At 60.9% G+C, this 20,903-nt stretch carries 17 protein-coding genes; 6 read left to right on the plus strand and 11 right to left on the minus strand.

The genetic code is table 11. The annotated features are described in order from the left end of the window. Window positions 1-261 precede the first annotated feature (261 nt). The 5 genes from M5G17_RS24460 to M5G17_RS24480 all read left to right on the plus strand — a co-directional run bounded on the left by M5G17_RS24460 (window position 262) and on the right by M5G17_RS24480 (window position 10,039). Window positions 262-1,545 (plus strand): MdtA/MuxA family multidrug efflux RND transporter periplasmic adaptor subunit, encoded by a 1,284-nt coding sequence (locus M5G17_RS24460; protein WP_273895434.1) that lies wholly within the window; start codon window positions 262-264, stop codon window positions 1,543-1,545. Continuing rightward, entirely contained in the window at window positions 1,542-4,643 is a 3,102-nt protein-coding gene (locus tag M5G17_RS24465) for an MdtB/MuxB family multidrug efflux RND transporter permease subunit (RefSeq protein ID WP_273895435.1), read from the plus strand. Before M5G17_RS24460 ends, M5G17_RS24465 begins: the two co-directional genes overlap by 4 nt. After that, a complete protein-coding gene (locus tag M5G17_RS24470) occupies window positions 4,640-7,747 on the plus strand; it encodes an efflux RND transporter permease subunit (protein WP_273895436.1) in 3,108 nt (1,035 codons plus the stop codon). The genes M5G17_RS24465 and M5G17_RS24470 overlap by 4 nt, the downstream gene beginning before the upstream one ends. Next, window positions 7,744-9,231: an efflux transporter outer membrane subunit gene (locus tag M5G17_RS24475; protein ID WP_273895437.1), complete on the plus strand. Its 1,488-nt coding sequence runs from the start codon at window positions 7,744-7,746 to the stop codon at window positions 9,229-9,231. The genes M5G17_RS24470 and M5G17_RS24475 overlap by 4 nt, the downstream gene beginning before the upstream one ends. Window positions 9,232-9,334: 103 nt before the next feature. After that, a complete protein-coding gene (locus M5G17_RS24480) occupies window positions 9,335-10,039 on the plus strand; it encodes a GTP-binding protein (protein WP_273895438.1) in 705 nt (234 codons plus the stop codon). Window positions 10,040-10,130: 91 nt separating this feature from the next. On the opposite strand, the gene M5G17_RS24485 is transcribed toward M5G17_RS24480, so the two are convergent. Genes M5G17_RS24485 through M5G17_RS24505 form a run of 5 tightly spaced genes read right to left on the minus strand, consistent with a single transcriptional unit; the run spans window position 10,131 to window position 14,080 of the window. After that, window positions 10,131-10,643, minus strand: a complete 513-nt coding sequence (locus M5G17_RS24485; RefSeq protein ID WP_273895439.1) for a DUF4376 domain-containing protein — start codon at window positions 10,641-10,643, stop codon at window positions 10,131-10,133. A 10-nt stretch (window positions 10,644-10,653) separates the two neighbouring features. Beyond that, the gene (locus tag M5G17_RS24490; protein WP_273895440.1) at window positions 10,654-12,024 is read right to left on the minus strand and encodes a gp53-like domain-containing protein; all 1,371 of its coding nucleotides are present in this window, start codon (window positions 12,022-12,024) and stop codon (window positions 10,654-10,656) included. Further along, window positions 12,024-12,605, minus strand: coding sequence for a phage tail protein (locus M5G17_RS24495; protein WP_273895441.1), 582 nt, complete (start codon window positions 12,603-12,605; stop codon window positions 12,024-12,026). Before M5G17_RS24495 ends, M5G17_RS24490 begins: the two co-directional genes overlap by 1 nt. Further along, window positions 12,598-13,719 (minus strand): baseplate assembly protein, encoded by a 1,122-nt coding sequence (locus M5G17_RS24500; RefSeq protein WP_273895442.1) that lies wholly within the window; start codon window positions 13,717-13,719, stop codon window positions 12,598-12,600. The genes M5G17_RS24495 and M5G17_RS24500 overlap by 8 nt, the downstream gene beginning before the upstream one ends. Next, window positions 13,703-14,080, minus strand: coding sequence for a GPW/gp25 family protein (locus M5G17_RS24505; RefSeq protein ID WP_273895443.1), 378 nt, complete (start codon window positions 14,078-14,080; stop codon window positions 13,703-13,705). Before M5G17_RS24505 ends, M5G17_RS24500 begins: the two co-directional genes overlap by 17 nt. A 103-nt stretch (window positions 14,081-14,183) precedes the next feature. Here M5G17_RS24505 and M5G17_RS24510 point away from each other — a divergent pair, with 103 nt between their 5' ends. Beyond that, a complete protein-coding gene (locus M5G17_RS24510; protein WP_273895444.1) occupies window positions 14,184-14,876 on the plus strand; it encodes a DUF4145 domain-containing protein in 693 nt (230 codons plus the stop codon). On the opposite strand, the gene M5G17_RS24515 is transcribed toward M5G17_RS24510, so the two are convergent. From M5G17_RS24515 to M5G17_RS24540, 6 genes are all read right to left on the minus strand, one after another. Beyond that, window positions 14,857-15,390, minus strand: coding sequence for a phage baseplate assembly protein V (locus M5G17_RS24515; RefSeq protein ID WP_273895445.1), 534 nt, complete (start codon window positions 15,388-15,390; stop codon window positions 14,857-14,859). The two genes, M5G17_RS24510 and M5G17_RS24515, sit on opposite strands and share 20 nt — an antisense overlap. Then, window positions 15,390-16,502 (minus strand): phage late control D family protein, encoded by a 1,113-nt coding sequence (locus M5G17_RS24520; protein ID WP_273895446.1) that lies wholly within the window; start codon window positions 16,500-16,502, stop codon window positions 15,390-15,392. The genes M5G17_RS24515 and M5G17_RS24520 overlap by 1 nt, the downstream gene beginning before the upstream one ends. Then, window positions 16,490-16,696: a tail protein X gene (locus tag M5G17_RS24525; RefSeq protein ID WP_273895447.1), complete on the minus strand. Its 207-nt coding sequence runs from the start codon at window positions 16,694-16,696 to the stop codon at window positions 16,490-16,492. The genes M5G17_RS24520 and M5G17_RS24525 overlap by 13 nt, the downstream gene beginning before the upstream one ends. Continuing rightward, entirely contained in the window at window positions 16,696-17,580 is an 885-nt protein-coding gene (locus M5G17_RS24530) for a phage tail protein (RefSeq protein ID WP_273895448.1), read from the minus strand. The genes M5G17_RS24525 and M5G17_RS24530 overlap by 1 nt, the downstream gene beginning before the upstream one ends. Continuing rightward, window positions 17,580-20,321: a phage tail tape measure protein gene (locus M5G17_RS24535; protein ID WP_273895449.1), complete on the minus strand. Its 2,742-nt coding sequence runs from the start codon at window positions 20,319-20,321 to the stop codon at window positions 17,580-17,582. Before M5G17_RS24535 ends, M5G17_RS24530 begins: the two co-directional genes overlap by 1 nt. Before the next feature lie 215 nt (window positions 20,322-20,536). After that, a complete protein-coding gene (locus tag M5G17_RS24540) occupies window positions 20,537-20,860 on the minus strand; it encodes a phage tail assembly protein (RefSeq protein WP_273895450.1) in 324 nt (107 codons plus the stop codon). Window positions 20,861-20,903: the final 43 nt, after the last annotated feature.

Genomic DNA, 20,903 nt, shown 5'->3' on the forward strand with positions numbered 1-20,903 from the left:
CATCGCTGGCAACGCCAGCTCCCACAATGGTCCTGGGTACGCTGTTCCTGTGGGAGCCGGCCTTGCCGGCGATGAAGGCGACGCGATTATTGTTAGTAATTGCTAAAAGTTGTTGCGGCCTGGACATAGTTCAGGCCGTTTTTATTTATAGTTCATTACTTTAGCAACGTAAGCTCAAGGTAAAGTGCCGGTAAAGGCGCTTTGCTTATCCTTCATCAGTGCTTATCGTTCAGCCTCCTCAAAAGAATTCGTTCCCGCACAATGGTCGATCAACCCATGCTTTCTCGTTCCCGTTCCCCTCGTCGCTGGCTTGTCGGCCTGCTGATCCTGCTGCTGGCCGCGGCCCTGTGCTGGTGGCTGTGGCCGTCGCCGGCCGCGCAAAAGGGCGGCGCAGCAGCGGGCGGCAAGGGCGGGCGGCCGGGCTTTGGCGCCTTCGCCGGGCCCGTGCCGGTACGGGTCGAGCCGGCCATCGTGGGGGATTTCCCGGTTTATCTGAAAGCCCTCGGCACCGTTACCGCCACCAACACCGTCAACGTGCGCAGTCGGGTGGGCGGCGAGCTGGTCAAGGTCAACTTCCATGAAGGGCAGAAGGTCAAGGCTGGCGAGCTGCTGGCCGAGATCGACCCGCGCAGCTACCAGATCGCCCTGCAGCAGGCCGAAGGCACCCTGGCGCAGAATCAGGCGCAATTGAAGAACGCCCAGCTCGACCTGCAGCGCTATAAAGGCTTGTACGCCGAAGACAGTATCGCCAAGCAGACCCTCGACACCCAGCAGGCGCTGGTCGGCCAGTACCAGGGCACGATCAAGACCAACCAGGCGGCGGTCGGTGACGCCAAGCTCAACCTCGACTTCACCCGCATCCGCGCGCCCATCAGCGGCCGCCTGGGCCTGCGCCAGCTCGACCTCGGCAACCTGGTGGCAGCCAACGACGCCACCGCACTGGTGGTCATCACCCAGACCCAGCCGATCACCGTGGCCTTCACCTTGCCCGAATCGGAACTCAACGCCGTGCTGGCTCGCTACCGCAGCGGTGCCCAGTTGCCCGTCGAGGCCTGGGACCGCAGCGACATCAAGCAACAGGCGCTCGGCGTGCTGCGCAGCCTCGACAACCAGATCGACACCACCACCGGCACCCTGAAGTTCAAGGCCTATTTCGAGAACCAGGACGAGGCGCTGTTCCCCAACCAGTTCGTCAACGTGCGGCTGTTGGCCGACACCTTGAAGGGGGTAGTGCTGGCGCCCTCGGCGGCGATCCAGTTCGGTACCGACGGCTCGTTCGTCTATGTCATGGAAGGCGACAACAGGGTGCGTATCCGCAAGCTCAAGCTGGGTGCCAGTGATGGCGACCTCACGGTGGTCAGCGAAGGCCTGGCCAAGGGCGAGCGAGTGGTGCTCGAAGGCACCGACCGCCTGCGCGATGGCAGTGACGTCGAGGTGGTCAACGACAGCGCCGAAGTACCGGTCACCCCAGGCCAGCACCTGCAGGGCCAGGACAAGAAGGAAGCCTCGGCCGTTAATGGCGCACAGGGCAAGGCCGGCGCATGAACCTCTCGCGGCTGTTCATCCTGCGCCCGGTGGCGACCACCCTGAGCATGCTGGCCATCGTCCTGGCTGGCCTGATCGCCTACAAGATGCTGCCCGTGGCGGCCTTGCCCCAGGTCGATTACCCGACCATCCGGGTCATGACCCTGTACCCCGGCGCCAGCCCCCAGGTGATGACCAGTGCGGTCACCGCGCCCCTTGAGCGTCAGTTCGGGCAGATGCCCGGGCTGACCCAGATGGCCTCGACCAGCTCCGGCGGCGCCTCGGTGCTGACCCTGCGCTTCAGCCTGGACATGAACATGGACGTGGCCGAGCAACAGGTGCAGGCGGCGATCAACGCTGCCAGCAATCTGTTGCCCAGCGACTTGCCGGCACCGCCGGTGTACAACAAGGTCAACCCGGCCGACACCCCGGTGCTGACCCTGGCGATTGCCTCGCAAACCATGCCGCTGCCCAAGCTCAACGACTTGGTCGACACCCGGGTCGCGCAAAAAATCGCCCAGATCGGCGGCGTCGGCATGGTCAGCATCGCCGGCGGCCAGCGCCAGGCGGTGCGGATCAAGGTCAACCCCGACGCCCTGGCCGCAGCCGGGCTCAACCTGGCCGACGTGCGCAGCCTGATCGGTGCCTCCAACGTCAACCAGCCCAAAGGCAACTTCGACGGCCCGACCCGGGTCTCGATGCTCGATGCCAACGACCAGCTGCGCTCGCCCGAGGAATACGCCAACCTCATCCTCGCCTACAACAACGGCGCGCCGCTGCGCCTCAAGGACGTCGCCGAGATCGTCGATGGCGCCGAGAACGAGCGCCTGGCGGCCTGGGCCAACCAGAACCAGGCGGTGCTGCTGAACATCCAGCGCCAACCCGGGGCCAACGTCATCGAGGTGGTCGACCGGATCAAGGCCATGCTGCCGTCGATCACCGACAACCTGCCGGCGGGCCTGGACGTCACGGTACTCACCGATCGCACCCAGACCATCCGCGCCTCGGTCAAGGACGTCCAGCATGAGCTGCTGATCGCCATTGCCCTGGTGGTGATGGTCACCTTCGTGTTCCTGCGCCGGGTCAGCGCCACGATCATTCCATCGGTGGCTGTGCCGCTGTCGCTGATCGGCACCTTCGCGGTGATGCACCTGGCCGGCTTTTCGATCAACAACCTGACGCTGATGGCGCTGACCATCGCCACCGGCTTTGTGGTCGACGATGCCATCGTCATGCTGGAAAACATCTCGCGGCATATCGAAGAGGGCGAAACGCCGATGCAGGCAGCGCTCAAGGGCGCCCGGCAAATCGGCTTTACCCTGATCTCGCTGACCTTCTCGCTGATCGCGGTGCTGATCCCGCTGCTGTTCATGGCCGATGTGGTTGGCCGGCTATTCCGCGAGTTCGCCATTACCCTGGCGGTGGCGATCCTGATTTCCCTGGTGGTGTCGCTGACCCTGACGCCAATGATGTGCGCGCGCTTGCTCAAGCGTGAGCCCAAGGAGGAAGAGCAGGGGCGCTTCTACCGGGCCAGCGGTGCCTGGATCGACTGGATGATCGACTACTACGGCCGTGGCCTGCAGTGGGTGCTCAGGCACCAGCCGCTGACCCTGCTGGTGGCCGTGGCCACCCTGGGCCTGACCGTGCTGCTGTACCTGGTGGTGCCCAAGGGCTTTTTCCCGGTGCAGGACACCGGGGTGATCCAGGGTATTTCCGAGGCGCCGCAGTCGGTGTCGTTCACAGCCATGAGCCAGCGCCAGCAGCAGCTTAGCGCAGTGATTCTCAAGGACCCGGCGGTGCAGAGCCTGTCGTCCTATATCGGCGTGGATGGCGACAACGCCACGCTCAACAGCGGCCGCCTGCTGATCAACCTCAAGCCCCATGGCGAGCGCGACCTGACTGCCGCCCAGGTGATTGCCCGGCTGCAGCCGGAAGTCGACAAACTGCTTGGCATTCGCCTGTTCATGCAGCCGGTGCAGGATCTGAGCATCGAGGACCGGGTCAGCCGTACCCAGTACCAGTTCAGCCTGTCATCGCCTGATGCCGAGCTGCTGGCGCAGTGGAGCGGCAAGCTGGTCGATGCCCTGCAGCAGCGCCCGGAGCTGACCGATGTCGCCAGCGACCTACAGGACAAGGGCCTGCAGGTGTACCTGGTGATCGACCGCGACGCCGCCAGCCGCCTGGGCATCAACGTCGCCGACATCACCAACGCCCTGTACGACGCCTTCGGCCAGCGGCAGATCTCGACCATCTACACCCAGGCCAGCCAGTACCGCGTGGTGCTGCAGGCCGAGGCTGCGTCGAGCATCGGCCCGCAGGTGCTGGAGCAGATTCACGTCAAGGCCAGCGATGGCGGCCAGGTGCGCCTGTCGAGCCTGGCGCGCATCGAGCAGCGCCAGGCGCAGCTGGCGATTGCCCATATAGGCCAGTTCCCGGCGGTAATGATGTCGTTCAACCTCGGTGACGGCGTGGCCCTGGGCGAAGCGGTCAAGGTCATCGAGCAGGTACAGCAGGACATCGGTATGCCGGTGGGCGTGCAAACCCGCTTCCAGGGCGCGGCCGAAGCCTTCCAGGCCTCGCTGTCGAGCACCTTGCTGCTGATCCTGGCGGCAGTGGTGACCATGTACATCGTGCTTGGCGTGCTCTACGAGAGCTACATCCACCCGGTGACCATCCTCTCGACCTTGCCGTCGGCGGCGGTCGGGGCCTTGCTGGCGCTGATCCTCTCCGGTAACGACCTGGGCATGATCGCCATCATCGGCATCATCCTGCTGATCGGCATCGTCAAGAAGAACGCGATCATGATGATCGACTTCGCCCTTGAAGCCGAACGCAACCAGGGCATGGCCCCCGAGGCGGCCATCTACCAGGCGGCGTTGCTGCGCTTTCGGCCGATCCTGATGACTACCCTGGCGGCGTTGTTCGGCGCCATCCCGTTGATGCTCGCCACCGGCTCCGGCGCCGAGTTGCGCCAACCACTGGGCCTGGTGATGGTCGGCGGGTTGCTGGTCAGCCAGGTGCTGACGCTTTTCACCACACCGGTCATCTATCTGTACTTCGATCGCCTGGCGCGGCGCTGGCGCCGCGAGCCTGATGCCGTGGTGCAGGCCAAGCCATGAACCTGTCCGCACCGTTCATCCGCCGTCCGGTGGCGACCATGCTGCTGAGCCTGGCGATCATGCTGCTCGGGGGCGTCAGCTTCGGCCTGTTGCCGGTGGCGCCGTTGCCACAGATCGAATTCCCTGTGATCGTGGTCCAGGCCAACCTACCGGGCGCCAGCCCCGAGGTCATGGCGGCGACCGTGGCCACGCCGCTGGAACGCTCGATGGGGGCAATCTCCGGGGTCACCACCCTGACCAGCGGCTCCAGCCAGGGCTCGACCCGGGTGATCCTCGGCTTCGACCAGGGCCGCGACATCGATGCCGCCGCGCGTGAGGTACAGGCGGCGATCAACGCCTCGCGCAACCTGCTGCCCAGTGGCATGCGCAGCATGCCCACCTACAAGAAATTCAACCCGTCCCAGGCGCCGATCATGGTCCTGGCACTGACCTCCAGCGTGCTGCAAAAGGGCCAGCTGTACGACCTGGCCTCGACCATTCTGTCCCAGAGCCTGTCCCAGGTGCCGGGGGTAGGTGAGGTGCAGATCGGCGGCAGTTCGCTGCCGGCGGTGCGCGTCGAGCTCGAACCGCAGTTGCTCAACCAGTATGGCGTGGCCCTGGATGACGTGCGCCAGACCATCGCCAACGCCAACCAGCGTCGGCCCAAGGGCTTTATCGAAGACGGCCAGCGCAACTGGCAGGTGCAGGCCAACGATCAGTTGGAGAAAGCCAAGGACTACGAACCGCTGGTGATTCGCTACCAGGACGGCGCGGTGCTGCGCCTGAGCCATGTGGCCAAGGTCAGCGACGCGGTGGAGAACCGCTACAACAGCGGTTTCTTCAACGACCAGGACGCGGTGCTGCTGGTGATCAACCGCCAGACCGGCGCCAACATCATCGAGACCGTGAACAAGATCAAGGAGCAGTTGCCGGCCCTGGAGTCGCTTATGCCCGCCAGCGTCAAACTGGACGTGGCCATGGACCGCTCGCCGGTGATCAAGGCGACCCTCGCAGAAGCCGAGCACACCCTGATCATCGCCGTGGTCCTGGTGATCCTGGTGGTGTTTCTGTTTCTCGGTAACCTGCGCGCCTCGCTGATCCCGACCCTGGCGGTACCGGTGTCCCTGGTGGGCACCTTCGCCGCCATGTACCTGTGCGGCTTTTCGCTGAACAACCTGTCGCTGATGGCGCTGATTCTTGCCACGGGCCTGGTGGTCGATGACGCCATCGTGGTGCTGGAGAACATCTCCCGGCATATCGACGACGGCGTGCCGCCGATGCGCGCCGCCTACATGGGCTCCAAGGAAGTCGGTTTCACCTTGCTGTCGATGAACCTGTCGCTGGTGGTGGTGTTCGTCTCGATCCTGTTCATGGGCGGCATTGTCGGCTCGCTGTTCCGCGAGTTCTCCATCACCCTGGCGGTGGCGATCCTGGTGTCCTTGCTGGTGTCCCTGACCCTCACGCCGATGCTCTGCGCGCGCTGGCTCAAGGCCCAGCCAGAGGGCGAACAGACCCGCCTGCAGCGCTGGAGCGAGCAGCTCAACCAGCGCATGATGGCCGGCTACGGGCGCAGTCTGGACTGGGTCATGCGTCATCGACGCCTGACCGTACTGAGCCTGCTGGTGACCATCGCGGTCAACATCGCCCTGTACGTGGTGGTGCCCAAGACCTTCCTGCCGCAGCAGGATACCGGCCAGCTGATGGGCTTTGTCCGCGGCGACGACGGCCTGTCGTTCCAGGTCATGCAGCCGAAGATGGAAATCTACCGCCGCGCCTTGCTGGCCGACCCTGCGGTGGAGAGCGTCGCCGGCTTCATCGGTGGCAACAGCGGCACCAACAACGCCATGGTGCTGGTGCGCCTCAAGCCGATCAGCGAGCGCAAGGTCTCGGCGCAGAAGATCATCGAGCGCCTGCGCAAAGAGATGCCCAAGGTGCCGGGTGGCCGACTGTTCTTGATGGCCGACCAGGACCTGCAGTTCGGCGGCGGCCGCGACCAGAGCACCTCGCAGTTCCTCTACACCCTGCAAAGCAGCGAGTTGTCGGCCCTGCGCGAGTGGTACCCGAAGGTGGTCGCAGCGTTCAAGGCGCTGCCGGAGCTGACCGCCATCGACGCTCGCGAAGGTGGCGGCACCCAGCAGATTACTCTGGTGGTCGACCGCGAACAGGCCAAGCGCCTGGGCATCGACATGAGCATGGTCACCTCGGTGCTCAACAACGCCTACAGCCAGCGACAGATCTCGACCATCTATGACAGCCTCAACCAGTACCAGGTAGTGATGGAGATCAACCCCAAGTACGCCCAGGACCCGCGCACCCTGGAACAGGTCCAGGTGATCACCGCCGAGGGCGCCCGGGTGCCGCTGGCGACCTTCGCCCACTACGAGAACAGCCTGGCTGACGACCGTGTCAGTCACGAAGGCCAGTTCGCCTCCGAGAGCATCAACTTCGACATCGCCGAAGGCTACAGCCAGGACCAGGCCATGGCCGCAGTGGAGCGGGCAGTGGCCAAGGTCGGCTTGCCCGAAGACGTGATCGCCAAGATCGGCGGCACCGGCGATGCCTTCGCCGAAAGCCAGAAGGGTCAGCCGTTCATGATCCTCGGCGCCTTGCTGGCGGTGTACCTGGTGCTGGGCATCCTCTACGAAAGCTACATTCACCCGCTGACCATCCTCTCGACCCTGCCATCGGCCGGGGTAGGAGCCTTGCTCACCTTGTATGTGGTTGGCAGCGAGTTCAGCCTGATCTCCCTGCTGGGCCTGTTCCTGCTGATCGGCGTGGTGAAGAAGAACGCGATCATGATGATCGACCTGGCCCTGCAACTGGAGCGCCACGAACAGCTGAGCCCGGAGGAGTCGATCCGCTGTGCCTGCCTGCTGCGCCTGCGGCCGATCCTGATGACCACCCTGGCGGCCATCCTCGGCGCCTTGCCGCTGCTGCTCAGCCACGCCGAAGGCGCCGAAATGCGCCAGCCCCTGGGCCTGACCATCATCGGCGGGCTGGTCTTTAGCCAGATCCTCACGCTTTACACCACCCCGGTGGTCTACCTCTATCTGGACCGCTTGCGCCATCGCTTCAACCGCTGGCGCGGCGTGCGTACCGACGCTGCTTTGGAAACCCCGCTATGACCCGACGTCCGCTTCTTTCCGACCGTTCGCTGCAGCCGCTGCTGGCTACCCGTGGCTCGCGCCTGCTGGCCTCGGCCCTGTGCCTGGCGATGCTCAGCGCCTGTACCCTGAGCCCGGACTACCAGCGCCCCGAGACGCCGGCGCCAGTGGCGTTCAAGCACGCCGAAGGCTGGACCCAGGCCAACCCCTCGGACGCCATCGCCCGTGGTGCCTGGTGGGAGTTGTACGGTGACGCCCAGCTCAACGGCCTGGTCGAGCAGCTCAACGCCGGCAACCAGACCGTCGCCCAGTATGAAGCCCAGTACCGCCAGTCCCAGGCCCTGGTGCGCAGTGCCCGGGGTGCACTGTTCCCAAGCCTTGACCTGTCGGCCGGCAAGTCCCGCTCAAGCCAGGGCACCGGCAGTTCCAGTTCGAGCCTGAGCAACAACAGCAGCGGCATCCGCAACACCTACAACACCCAGTTGGGCGTGAGCTGGGAGGCCGACCTGTGGGGCAAGCTGCGCGACGGCCTGGCCGCCAACCAGGCCAGCGCCCAGGCCAGCCTCGCCGACATGGCGGCGATCCGCCTGAGCCTGCAGTCGGAGCTGGTGCAGAACTACCTGCAACTACGGGTGATCGACGAGCAGAAGCGTCTGCTCGAGGCTACCGTCGAGGCCTACGAACGTTCACTGAAAATGACCGAGAACCAGTACCGAGCCGGAGTCTCGGGCAAGGACGCGGTAGCCCAGGCGCAGACCCAGCTCAAAAGCACCCAGGCCGACCTGATCGACCTGGTGTGGCAGCGCGCGCAACTGGAAAACGCCATCGCCGTCTTGCTGGGCAAGGCCCCGGCCGAGTTCGCCCTGGCCGACAGCCAGGCCATCCCGGCACTACCGCAGGTGCCGCTGGCTTTGCCTTCGCAACTGCTCGAGCGCCGCCCGGACATCGCCAAGGCCGAACGCAACGTGATGTCGGCCAACGCCAGCATTGGCGTGGCCCGCGCCGCCTACTTCCCGGACCTGACCCTGAGCATGAGCGGCGGCTACAGCAGCAGCAGCTTCAGCGACTGGATCAGCCTGCCGAACCGCTTCTGGTCGGTTGGCCCGCAACTGGCCATGACCCTGTTCGACGGCGGCCAGCGTGCCGCCGAAATCGACCGCAGCGAAGCGGTTTACGACCAGACCGTGGCCCAGTACCGGCAGACCGTGCTCGACGGTTTCAAGGAAGTGGAAAACTACCTGGTACAGCTCAAGGTCTACCAGGACGAAGCCCAGGTGCGCAGCGAAGCCCTGGCCGCAGCCCGCGAATCCCTGCGCCTGACCAACAACCAGTACAAGGCCGGGCTGATCGCCTACCTGGACGTGGTCAACGTACAGACCACCGCGCTTAGCAACGAACGCAGCGTGCTCAACCTGATGCAGGGGCGACTGGTGGCCAGCGTGCAGTTGATCGCGGCGTTGGGGGGCGGGTGGGACTCGCAGGCGGCGTTTGCTGAACAAGAATGACCCGTTGATGGATACCTGGCATTTTTGTCAGTAGACGCTAATCGAAACCGCGCATTGAATAGGCACCTAAGACGTTCAGGGTAGCAGCGGAGGACCGGTCATCGTGCACAGCTCAAAGGCCACGCAGCGGCGCATCCACATTTGCACGATTGGTCAAAACGACCATGGCAAGACCACCCTGACAGCGGCGCTGTCAGGGTTGAGTGTCGAGGCAGTCAATGACGCCGCAGTAAAAAGTGTCAATGGTGTCGGTATCAGTTTTTCCCGCGTCGAGTATGAGTCGAACAGCCGTCATTACATTCATATGGACTTCCCTCGCTACATTGACTATGAAACCAGCATGATTACCGGTGCGCCGCGCATGGATGGCGCGATACTGGTATGTTCGGCCACGCAAGGCCCGACACCACAAACCCGTGATCATGTGCTCCTTTGCCAGATGCTCGGTATACACCACATCGTGGTGTTCCTGAACAAAGCGGATCTATTGGGTGACGACGGCGTGCCACCAGCGATCGAAGCCAGCATTCGCGAGCTGCTCACCGACTACGGCTTTCCAGGCGATGACACCCCGATGATCATCGGTTCCGCTCGAATGGCACTGGAAAGTCAAGACGTTAATGGTATGGGTGGCAGCGCGATTAGGAAGTTGCAGGCCCTTTTAGACGCCTACATCCCTGAGCCTGTTTCTGCTGTTGATCCTTTGCACCGGAAGTTCAATGCCTTCGTCTATGTTCTATCCAAGGGGGAAGGGGGGCGGGGAACTGCGCTGCTGAAGAGCGAGACTGATGCCGCGCGCGAAAACTGATCCTTCCGCTGCGCGATAAATGCGAAAGCATTCCTTTGCATGAACTGCAAAGGAATTGTGAAAAGAGAGTGGCCCTTGTGTACGTCCTCGATCAGGGCCACCCCTCTGTCAACATGGTTTCGTCAAACGTGCCTGCGTTGTAAGTGGCCAGCAACACCGACTCTCTGTCAAAGCAAGCCTGGACATGTGAGCGAACAGCCACCGCGATCCTGATGATCTGCGCCGCATCCAGTTCGGTAAATCCCTCAATCGTTTTCCACTGGATTCGGCAGTTGGGCTCCAGCATCGCCTGAATCGTGGCACCGGCCACCAGCGCCTGCCCTTCACGGCTTGTGCTGATCTTCCAGTCATCGACCAGAATTCCAGCGATCTCATGCGCGTAGCGCGTTCTGGCGATCAAGTCCTCTATCGCCCCCTCAACGACAGGATGCGGGCGCTTCACCAGGGTTTGGCCGTCCCAGGACCAGATACCGTCGTTCTCCTGGGTGAGTCGTATCCAGTCGGTTTCATCCAGCTGGATTGCATTGCTGGGCAACTGCCCCAGCCCCTTGATATGCCTTGTGGCGATGTCGCCATTCTCACGAGTTGTCACATAGAACGTCATGGCTGTGCTCCTATCGTCCAAACGAAACGAACTTGAAGGTTCCGGGGACCTGGTTTGCCGCGCCATTCGCAGAAACAATCGTCGCCCTGAAAAAGCCGGTCTCGGCGTAGTTGATCTCCACGCCATCCAGCCCAACTGTCGCGTTGGATGCATTGGCTAGGGTGACAAACTCCGCGTTGGGGTAAGTCAGGGGATAGGCAACGTCTGTCGTCGTAGCTGGAATCGTGGCCGATCCCCACTGAATGATGAAACCGCCCAACCAAGAAGGGAACGCGATGTACCCGTTGCGAGCATTGAGCATCGCAAAGCCATACTTCACGACGGCCGGGCTTAATACCTTCGTCTCTAGGTTGGAGTTGATCAGCTCATCGGCGTTGGCAAAGCTCACAATCCCGGCAGCGGTGTAGCTCGCCTGAATCAGCTTTGTAGACAGCCAAGCGGTAAGTTTTTTCGCGGTGACGAACCTGGAGTCGTTCGTGCCCGCATTGAGGTCCGTCTGCGACGCGACTGCAGCAATCCCAAGAGCGCTTTCAGTAGCTTGGACAACTTTCGCAGCAATGGCCTGAGAAACCCTCAAAGCACTCATGGGCTTGCTGCTCTCTACCCCAATCTCAGCCTCAGGTTGAGTGGCAAACAGAACGCCCAACCCAGGCAGCGTCTTGGGCACATTGATGAGAGATGTCCATGGCACGCCTGTGAGGCCGCTACCTACGCCATTGATGGGGCCTTCTACTACGACTCCCGCAGAAGTGATGCGTATACCTGGCCCAGCGTTCCAAGGCGAAGCGCCAAGTCCTAAGTAGATATTCTGGAGGGTCTCGCCTTGGCCGGAGAAACCGATCCCTCCCTGGATACGTGCCAAGTCCGCGCTTGCAGTCAGGAAACCGCCCGCCCATGACTCCCCAACACGAGGTTGTACATAAATGCTATTGGCCCCTGACATGATCACCGGGCCGTGCATCGTACCTCCCGTCAGTAGCAGGGCATCATTGATCCCCAGGTCAACCAGAGAAGTGGGTCTCTTCCCATCGATGACCAGCCCCTGGCGATTCACCCCGAGTAGCGTGTAGTAGCCTGGCGCTACCCCGCTGTCAGACAGCGTCAGGTTCAACGCCACATCCGCACTGCCATCGAATGCCACAGATCCCGACGCAGCACCTGTGACCTTGAAAGCCCGAGCTGTAGCCAGTTGAGTTGCTTTGCCGGCTGCGACAACGCCATTGATCAGCTTTTCGAACTGACCCTTGAGCCAGCGAGTGCGGTTTGCCAAATCCTTAGCGGGTCGGTTATCAACGCCATCCGGCCCCCCGAGTACTGGATCAGAGGTTTCAATCTGGTAGATACCTGGGGTCCACTCTTCGCGCTCTGGTAAGTCGGCCATCAACTGCTCCCGTGATTGTATTGACCGTCGCGGCGGGCCTCGCCGTTGTGGCGGATGGCAACAGCCTGGTAGTCGAGAGACATCAGGCGGCATCTCGCCGGAGCGACGTAAAGTAGAAGGCGCCTGAGTAGGACAGCCTGGTCATTGGTAATCGGGCGTTTGAGGAAAACCCGGTAAACGGCCCAAGAGGACGGATCTCCATGCACATAGCGGCCATCCCGAAAGATCGAGCCGTCGTGGACTTTGCTGTTTAAGCCCTCCTGCAAGGTGATCTCGCCGAAGCCGAGTAGCCTGATGACTTCGCGGACAGCCCAGGGCGTGCCCTTGTAACGGTGCAGCTCGACGGAGTGCTTGATCAGGTTGCGACGTGCGGTGGTCGACTCGGCCAGCAACCAAGCCGCCTCATCCAGCATGGAGAACTGGTGCGCTAGCACCGGCAGCAGCGCTGGTTTAACCAGGTCAACCAAATAGACCAGCATCGCGTCGAGATCGACCTCTGCCATGCTTTCGTCCAAGAGCTCGCACAGCATGGCGAAGCGTTCGTCACCGGCAAGCGCAGGAGGTAGCTGCTGTTTAGCCAATGGCCACCCCCGCTGGAATCAGCTGAATAGCCGTGCAGTTCGCCCATGCGTTGCCCTGCAGCTCACCCAAGCCCGCAGGCAACTCTAGATCTGCCCTATACACACCCGCGACCTGCAGGGTGGCAATCAGTTGCTCGCGCACCAGGTCTTGCCCCAGCTTGGATCGTCTGTCGGCAGCGAAACGCTCGGCGGCCCGCTGCACCGCAGCCATTACCTCGCCCTGTTCGGCAGTATCGTAGAACGTCAGCCGCGCTTTGATGATGTAAGCGACTTCGATGGGAGTGAGGGCATGAACCGTGTCGCAGAGCGGACGGACCTTTTCGGCACTTACATGGCTCTTTACCTGCTCCAGCAGTTCGGCCGACGGTAGGCCCGTGCTAGTCAGTGGATACAGCGCGACATGACCGTCTTGCTGTCCCTCATGAGGGCCGTGTACTGCCACATCGATGATTGATTGGTGAACTGCAAGTGTGTGATAGCGGTAAGCGCCACGGCTACCGGCGTTGCTGAAGGCTTCAGGGGCCAGGATGATCCGCTCGCGATAACGTTCGTCACCCTCATCTTCAAAGCCTTCAGCGGTCACTGTCGTGTTGTTGGCAACCAGCCCGGCCAAGGGGCTGTTGCTGATGACATTGATTTGACCAATCGCCCAACCATTGCCCTGGACCCCAGCCGTCAAGCAGGTCGCCGCAACACTGACCTGCGGCTGTCCTGGAACGATTACGGAATCCTGATTGGTAGCGAAGCTCAACTTGCCATCCTGGGTGCTGACGCGAGTGCCTGCAGCGATCACCAGTGGCTGTGACCGCACAGTAGCCATGCTGAAGCGCAGCATGCAGCGAGCCGGTTGGGCCAGAAGTCGAGGGGTCGCGACCAGTTCGCCCAAGTAGTCGAGGATCGGACCATTGGAAAAGCGGACCAACAGCTGCTCTCCAGCGTTCTGAATGGCCATCTGTAGACGAGAGGTGGCGTAGGCGACCTGGTCGATGAATAGCCGTTCGACCTGCGCCGGATACAGGGTTTTGCCGGACTTGAGTTCGTATCGGGCGATCAAGTCTGCTTCGGTAGCGGCTGGATCGATCTTCACGAACTCCGGCTTAGGCAGCTCGCGCATACGGCACCTCGGTCATTTGCTCAATGCTGTCAGCCACGCGCCATAGCACTTTCAGGGTGAGATGGGACGTGTCGATCTGCACCTGGACCTGAACTACCTGCACGCGGGTCTCCCAGCGGCGGATAGCCTCTATCGTTTCGCGCACCAGGTACGGCGTGACGCGATCATGCGGCCAGTCAATATAAAGGTGCAGGTCACTGCCGAATTCAGGCCGGTGTGCATCGCTGCCCTTGGGGGTGGCCAGGATGATCCGGATGGACTGGTCGATATCGCGTAAGCCCTCGACCACCTCACCGGGTGTACCGAGAGCGGGCTGCCAATGGGCGGCGGTGATGCTGGTATAGGAAGTTGGCGTGGTCATGGAAGCAATGATCCATGCCCAACGGCTTCGTCGCTTTTAATCTTGGTTAAAGAACCGGTAGCTGGATATGCTGAGAGGTACTTTCACAAGGAGTTGGCTCGGAATGAAACTAGTGCCTCCGGCTTTCAAGGCCAAAGCGTTCACTTGCATTTTTTGTGGCGTCCTAACGTCAATGGAATGGGTTCGGCTCTGCATTCCACAGGGATTCGGAAATGGCTATAACCATACTTCGCGCTGGGACTGCACTTGTAACCATTGCTCTCAAGTTAGCTTATGGTTGGACCAGGGTGAAGACTTTGATGAAGCTGGCAATCGGGTTTCGCTTGGCCGACTGCTAGACCCCAGCGCATGCGTCGCTCCTTTAGCTCACATCGACCTGCCTGAAGAGTGCAAACGAAATTTTGATGAGGCCCGTGAAATTTCAGTTCATTCGGCTCGTGGAGCGGCAGCTCTATTGCGCCTTTGCTTGCAGCGACTATGCATCCAGCTCGGAGGAAAAGGTAAAGACATCAATGAGGACATTGCGCAGTTGGTAAAGGGCGGGCTAGCCCCCCAAATTCAAATGGCCTTGGATTACGTGCGAGTCACAGGTAACCACGCGGTGCATCCAGGGAAGATCTCTGAAGACGATATGCCTGAACATGTGGGTGTTATGTTCGCCATGATCAACTGGATCGTAGAAGACCTTATTCATAGGCCCAAGCTCATCGCCGAGAAATTCGAAAAATTGCCAGAGGGTGTTCGCAAACAAATAGAGAATCGGGATAAACCGAAACCTAATGTGAATGGTGGTTAGAGTTCCCCCCTGCATCCATCACCGCGCCTGTCGCATTGATGTTGCCATTGACTTGCAGATTGCCCTCCAAGGTGACCTGCGGAATCCGTAGCGTGGCAGAGGGGGCCATCACGACCACAGGCTGGCCAGCCTCCAAAGTCACGCTGCGAGTGCATTTCACCACGAGCTCGCCGACGCTGTTCAGGGTCATCACCCCCGCCGCCCGGTCATAGCTGACAACAGTTCCGTCGCTGTAACGCACATAATCGGTATCTTCATCGACCACGGGCGGTGGCTCAGCGGTCGAGTAGATCCCGCCCAGGTACACACCACCCACGCCATCCTCATCGAGCAGCACCGCCACCTGTTCGCCGATCTCCGGCATCAACGGTCGGCGCTTTGTGCCCTGGGAGTTGCGCTGCGGGACATTGAGCCAGAAGCTCTCGACCCCATCGCGATCATCCAGGCGCACGCGGATGCGGCACGTCAGATAATCCACGGCGCTGACCTCGCCATATTCCAATTCAACACCCATCAGGCTACGACCTCTCGCTGCGGGCCATAACTGGACAGGGCCAAATCAGGCTGGACGTTCTGCCGAGTCATCGCGATCGAAGCCGCCGCAACGCGGCAGACTTCTTGGTCCACGGTATAACCACCGCTGCGGGTAAGCCGGTGGTGTGCGGCGGTGATCAGGTAGTCACCCCCCATCTTGCCTGCAGCAACCAGGGTGACCACGTTGCCACTTACCAGCTCAGGACGCCCCATGGCCGTCCAGCCCCCTGTTGTGCGCTCTCGGTTGGCCTTGGCCAGGTCGGCTTTGGCACGAGCCTTGGCGACTTCCTCCGAGGCAGCGCGCTTGCGTTGTTTCTTGGTGTCCGCACTGGTGGTGGTCTTGCTGGTGCTGCTCGGCACCGCCACGGTCTCGCCATTGACGATGTCGTAGGAAATCAGCTTTTTCTTAACCGGGTCCTTGTGTTTGACCGCGACCTTCTTCGGCACAACGGTGATCTGGTCCCGCACCCGTACGCTGGTCAGGTCCTTCAACACCAGGCTGGCTACCGGTCTGCCCTTGGCCAGGTCACTGATGGCGTGGAACACCATGCGCTTGCCTGTGACCTTGAAGGCATAGTCATACTCGCCAGCCAGGTTGCGTAGAAAGGTCAGGTCAGAGTCCTGCTGGGTAAGGCGGTCGAGCTTGATTGGCTCGATTCGACCAACCAACTCCAGACCCTGCCGAGCCGCGACCTGCCTGGCTACGGCGTCCAGGGTGGTGTTTTCATAAGCCCGGTACTCTGTGGTGCGCAAGGCGGACTGGATACCGGCGCCCAGAGCGCGAATGTTCACCGTCGAGGGTGGCGCGTTCAGCTCCACTTCATCAATCTCGAAGTTGCCCAGCGTGCGCAGTGGCTTGCCCTGCCAGCCCAACGACAAGGTCAGCATGTCGCCATGTCCGGGATACCAGGCATCGATCCACTTGCCGTCAGTGTCTTCTAGCTCAACGTCCAGGCTGTCAGCCTGGCCGGTGAGGAAGTCCGAGTAAGTCAGTGACAGTAAGTGCTGGCTGATGTCATGGCTGATGTTTCGGTGCTGGTAGCTCAACACGAAACGCGCCTCAGGTACTTGCTGCGGGGTTAGCGCATCCATGGGGGCAGATCCTCGATAGCGGGTACAGGTTCGAGCATGGGGATGGCCAGCGCCAAGCCTGCGGGCAAAGCTCCCGTCAGCGGTACATGCGGATTGGCCTGCACGATGGGCAGATAGCGATGAGCATCGCCGTAGTAGCGCCAGGCCAACTGGTCCCAGCGCTCGCCCTCGGTGGTGATATGGGGTATGAACATCAGGCCCTCCGAGTCAGCACTTGGGCCGCCAGCCCAGCCAAACGGGGTCTTGCGCCATCCATGGTGGTCAACGCCTGGTCCAGAGACTCGCGGGATGCGGCGAAGCGTTCCACGATGTTGCCCAGGTCAACCGGATCAAGGCTGGAGCGTGCACCGCTAACGCTGCCCAAGATGTCTTCACCCAGTTTCGCCAGATCAGCCCCGTCCTGGAGCAGGCCAGCAGCTTCAGTCAGGTTCTGCAGCGGCTCGATGGCGCGCACCGTCAGGCCCAACAGTTGCGGGACTTGACCAAGAATCATCGAGGCGTTGCCGCTCTTGACCTGGTCATAGAGATTTTTTCCTGCCTGCAGCACGTTGGCTGCGGTCTTGGCATGGCCAACCACCAACTGCGTGGTGCTGGGCGAAGGCATGAACTTGGAGAGCAAACCAGGTGTCCCGGCTGCTGCCGCTGGAGTGCCGCTGAGCGCCGGGTTGATCAGCCCTGGCTTGGCGAGCACCTTGCGGGTGAACGCACCGGTGTACTCCCGCAGGCTCAGTAGCACGGTGGCGGACAGCAGTTGCCCGGTGCCTGACATGCGCCGATGCTGCAGGGTGAGGTCCGCAATCACGTGCGGTCCAAGGTAGTCGCCGCTGCCCAGGACAAGCGCCAGCGGTTCGTGCTTGCTCTTGGCCTCGCGCAGCGCTCGCCAACGCTTCTCCGGGTCACCCAGTTTCGGATGCAGCTCAATGCTCAAGTTGACCTCATCGAGCCCATCACCAACCCGCTCCAGCAGCGGCTTACCCTTGATCCGAGCATGCTCGGCCCAATCCACAGTGCCGCGTTGCTCCATACCCGCGATACCGTCCGCGACGGTGAACTCGATGTCACCCAGGAGTGCAAACATCAGGCTCTACCTCCGGTGTCAGGGCCATAGCTGCGGCGCCGTTGATCGTGCTGGAAACGCTCCATGAAACGCACGAACTCGTCGTAACCCCCTCTGAGAACCTGCTCAACCTGTTGTCGCTGTGCACCTGCAGGCAACTCGATTTTGGGCGAGTAGTGAACTACCAGGTCGCCACCGACACCAGGACCTCCACCAGCTGAGGTTCCAATGCGGCTAGCCACTGATACTGCCTCGGCGCTTGGTGGTTGCGGTAATGAATACGACCGCCCCTTCGGTGCCGCCAACTCAACTGCCGTGGTCCCCGCCATATCCAAGGCTGCCTTACGGACCAGGCCAGCCTGAGCAGTGATGCCGATGGCGGCACCTTCACTGATGTTGGAACCGTAGCCAATGAAGACCCGGCTTGGCGACTGTATGCCGAGCGTCTCGGCGAACCAGGTCTTGATCGACGTACCAACGCCGACGATGGACTCTTTGGCAGTATTCAGGGCGTTGCCGATACCGCTGACCAGTCCGCTGATGATCATGCCGCCGAAATCACTGAACTTGGCTGGCAGCTCGACGCCGAAGTAACTCATAACGCCACTGAACGCACGATAGAACAGGTCTAACGGTGAGAAATCGAGGATCAGCTTGGCCATGCCGGCAATGCCACCTTCAAAGGCTTTCGGGATCTCGCCAATGAATTCAAGCAACCAGCGGATAGGTGTGAACAGCGCGGCAACCACGGCGCCCACAGCCCGACCAAACTCAATACCTGACATTGTCGCCCGACCCAGTTCATCACCGGTGAGGTGGACCGGAGTAAACAACTCACTGAACCACCTGATCACCGGTTTGATCATCTGGCCCAAGGCAGAGAATAAAGGCGCGATAGGTTCGAAAGCTGCTGAGAAAGCATCGCGAATCGGCTTGAGGCCTTCAACAAATCCGGTGAAGAAGCCAGAGAAAAAGGCACTGATTGGCTCCCAATATTTGTAGATCAAGAGCCCTGCTATCGCGATAGCGGCGAACGCCGCAATGATCCAGCCGATAGGCGTTGCCGCGAGTACACTACCGAACACACCTGTCACGTAAGACAGTCCTGGGATTACGCTAACCAGGTGCTTGACCCCTGCAATAAACGGCGCCATTTGAGTGGAGATGAGCGTCCAGTTAAAGAGCGCCAACTTGCCTGTGGCAAGCGAGAGAAACGTACCGAAACCATTGAGCGCGGTGGCACCGAGATTCATACCATACCGAATACCGATGAGCCCCAACTTCAGCGCGACGGCCCCGGCCAGAAGCTTCAAGGTACCGCTGATCAGTTCGGAGTTGTTCTCAGCCCAGTTTGAGAATGCTTGCACCACCGGCACGATCTTTTGCGTCAAGTCGACAATCGTTGGCAATAGGATTGAGCCTACGGCGATCCCCAAATCGCTGAGCCCCACGGTCAGTACCTTGAGCTGCTCCTTGGCGCTGCCCATTCGCATGTTCCAATCGGCATCAAGGCCCCCTTTGTCAGCAGCATCCTTACTGCCTTGTTGTATTCGGGCAGCTTCACTCTGATTGGCTAACGCTGGTCGAACGTACGCTAAGACTTGTTGATCAGCAAACAAGGAACTGAGCTTGTAGGCTTCATCCAGGCGCGTCAGAGCAGTCTGGCGCTCCTGCTCATCTTTAATATCCAGTGCCTTTCTATACTTACTTGCAGCGGCAGGAGCATCACTGCCAAGGTACTTGGTGATGATCCTTATCATCGCCTCGGCAGGCGACAGGCCCTGGCTGACCAGATTCTTCATTGCGTCTTCGAGATCTACTCCAGCGTCGTTGAACGACTTCAAGGTGTCGGGAGCCGTTAGTTTGTTTAGAAAGTTCTTGAAGTTGTTGGCCGCCTCATCATTGCTACCCGCGCCCTTCCGGGCAATCTGCAGCGATGCACCGATCTCCGATACTGCCCGCTCTCCAGTGATCCCCAGAGCCTTGAACTGCGGCGTGAGCTGAGGTAACCACTTGGCCATATCCGCCAATTCAAACTGCCCACTTTTCCCTGCAAAAGCCAACATGTTCATGGAACGCTCAAAACCTGCAGCGGTGATACCAAGAATGTCATTTAGCGAAATAGCTACGGCACCGAGATCATCCATCGACGCTCGGGTTGCAGTTGCCGACTTCGCCATTACTGGAGCATAGGATTTCAATTCTTCGAGATCAGAAATGTTGCCAGCGATCAGAACGTTAACCCCGGTGGCAACTTCCATCTGAGTCTGATTCCAACGTAACGCCGCACCACGCATCACATCACTGAGTCCTTTTTCCTTTGCTTCGTCAAACTCTCCAGTAATGGCGATGTCACGCACCAAGTCTTGAAAATCGATGGCGATATCTACCGCCTTGGCCACTGGCGCCCCTACAACCGCTGCGGTGGCAACGGTCTCCATGGCCTCGCCGCGAAGCTCGGATCGTTCATTCTTCAGGGTCTCGCCCCGAGCGATGCTGGTGTTTAGGCGCTCCTGCTTCGACTTGAGCTGATCAATCGCACGACCGACCTGGTCATACTGGCGACGCAAGCGTTCAACGCCCGTACCGCCACGGGCGATTGAGGCGGCAAGCTCGCTACCGATCTGCTTTTGCTTGATTTTCAAGCCATCGGTCGCCCGACCGAGTTGCTGGACCACTGACTTTGCAGAACCAAACGCGGCACTCAGCGTGCCCGATACGGCTGCGCCGATCCTTAATCCCACCAGGACTTCATTGGCCATAATTCGCTACGCTGCAAGAGTGATTGGAAAGGGACGGTGGTGTTGACGTTCAGCCCAGGGGGCTGCCATGGCCACCCCCATTGCGGCGGGTGGCGTATTACTGGCGGCGTGCATGCGGCTATGGCCGGTTCAGTTGCTCGGCGGCCGCAACGCGGCGGTTTATCTCCCGTTCGCAGACCTCACACCAGCGCCAGTATTCATCCATCGGCAGCCGGCTAATCTCCGACGGCTGCATCCTCAGCACTAGCAGAAGCGCTTCGTCCCAGGAATGCAGCGAGGTCTCCTCCACCCACCATTGCGCGAAACAAGTCGCTGGCACGCTTAGAGTCGGCGATATCGAACTCCATCAGGTCTTCCACGGTGATGCCCAGCATCTTCGCGACGAGGTGATCCTCCAGTGCCGCCTCATCACCTTTCGCGTGCAGTTGAGCGGTGCTCAACTCGCGGCGCTTGAGGCGGGTGACCGACATCGAGGTCACGGTGTCGCCGGTGGCGGACTGGAAAGGGAAGTTGAGGGTGAAGCGGACGTTGTCAGCCATCTGATACTCCAGGTTGATCGGAATGATCTGTTGCTCTAAGAGA

This window comes from Pseudomonas rubra (genome assembly GCF_028656935.1).
In the GTDB taxonomy this organism is placed as follows: Bacteria; Pseudomonadota; Gammaproteobacteria; order Pseudomonadales; family Pseudomonadaceae; genus Aquipseudomonas; species Aquipseudomonas rubra.

Bases quoted from the DNA above. Each gene is read 5' to 3' on its own strand.
- M5G17_RS24530 (WP_273895448.1), bottom strand. From the start codon at position 17,580: ATGTTTGCACTCCTGGGTGACATCGAGTTCACCGTCGCGGACGGTATC.
- M5G17_RS24515 (WP_273895445.1), bottom strand. From the start codon at position 15,390: ATGGGTGTTGAATTGGAATATGGCGAGGTCAGCGCCGTGGATTATCTG.
- M5G17_RS24535 (WP_273895449.1), bottom strand. From the start codon at position 20,321: ATGGCCAATGAAGTCCTGGTGGGATTAAGGATCGGCGCAGCCGTATCG.
- M5G17_RS24520 (WP_273895446.1), bottom strand. From the start codon at position 16,502: ATGGATGCGCTAACCCCGCAGCAAGTACCTGAGGCGCGTTTCGTGTTG.
- M5G17_RS24465 (WP_273895435.1), top strand. From the start codon at position 1,542: ATGAACCTCTCGCGGCTGTTCATCCTGCGCCCGGTGGCGACCACCCTG.
- M5G17_RS24485 (WP_273895439.1), bottom strand. From the start codon at position 10,643: ATGACGTTCTATGTGACAACTCGTGAGAATGGCGACATCGCCACAAGG.
- M5G17_RS24490 (WP_273895440.1), bottom strand. From the start codon at position 12,024: ATGGCCGACTTACCAGAGCGCGAAGAGTGGACCCCAGGTATCTACCAG.
- M5G17_RS24505 (WP_273895443.1), bottom strand. From the start codon at position 14,080: ATGACCACGCCAACTTCCTATACCAGCATCACCGCCGCCCATTGGCAG.
- M5G17_RS24525 (WP_273895447.1), bottom strand. From the start codon at position 16,696: ATGTTCATACCCCATATCACCACCGAGGGCGAGCGCTGGGACCAGTTG.
- M5G17_RS24470 (WP_273895436.1), top strand. From the start codon at position 4,640: ATGAACCTGTCCGCACCGTTCATCCGCCGTCCGGTGGCGACCATGCTG.
- M5G17_RS24510 (WP_273895444.1), top strand. From the start codon at position 14,184: ATGAAACTAGTGCCTCCGGCTTTCAAGGCCAAAGCGTTCACTTGCATT.
- M5G17_RS24500 (WP_273895442.1), bottom strand. From the start codon at position 13,719: ATGCGCGAGCTGCCTAAGCCGGAGTTCGTGAAGATCGATCCAGCCGCT.
- M5G17_RS24460 (WP_273895434.1), top strand. From the start codon at position 262: ATGGTCGATCAACCCATGCTTTCTCGTTCCCGTTCCCCTCGTCGCTGG.
- M5G17_RS24475 (WP_273895437.1), top strand. From the start codon at position 7,744: ATGACCCGACGTCCGCTTCTTTCCGACCGTTCGCTGCAGCCGCTGCTG.
- M5G17_RS24540 (WP_273895450.1), bottom strand. From the start codon at position 20,860: ATGGCTGACAACGTCCGCTTCACCCTCAACTTCCCTTTCCAGTCCGCC.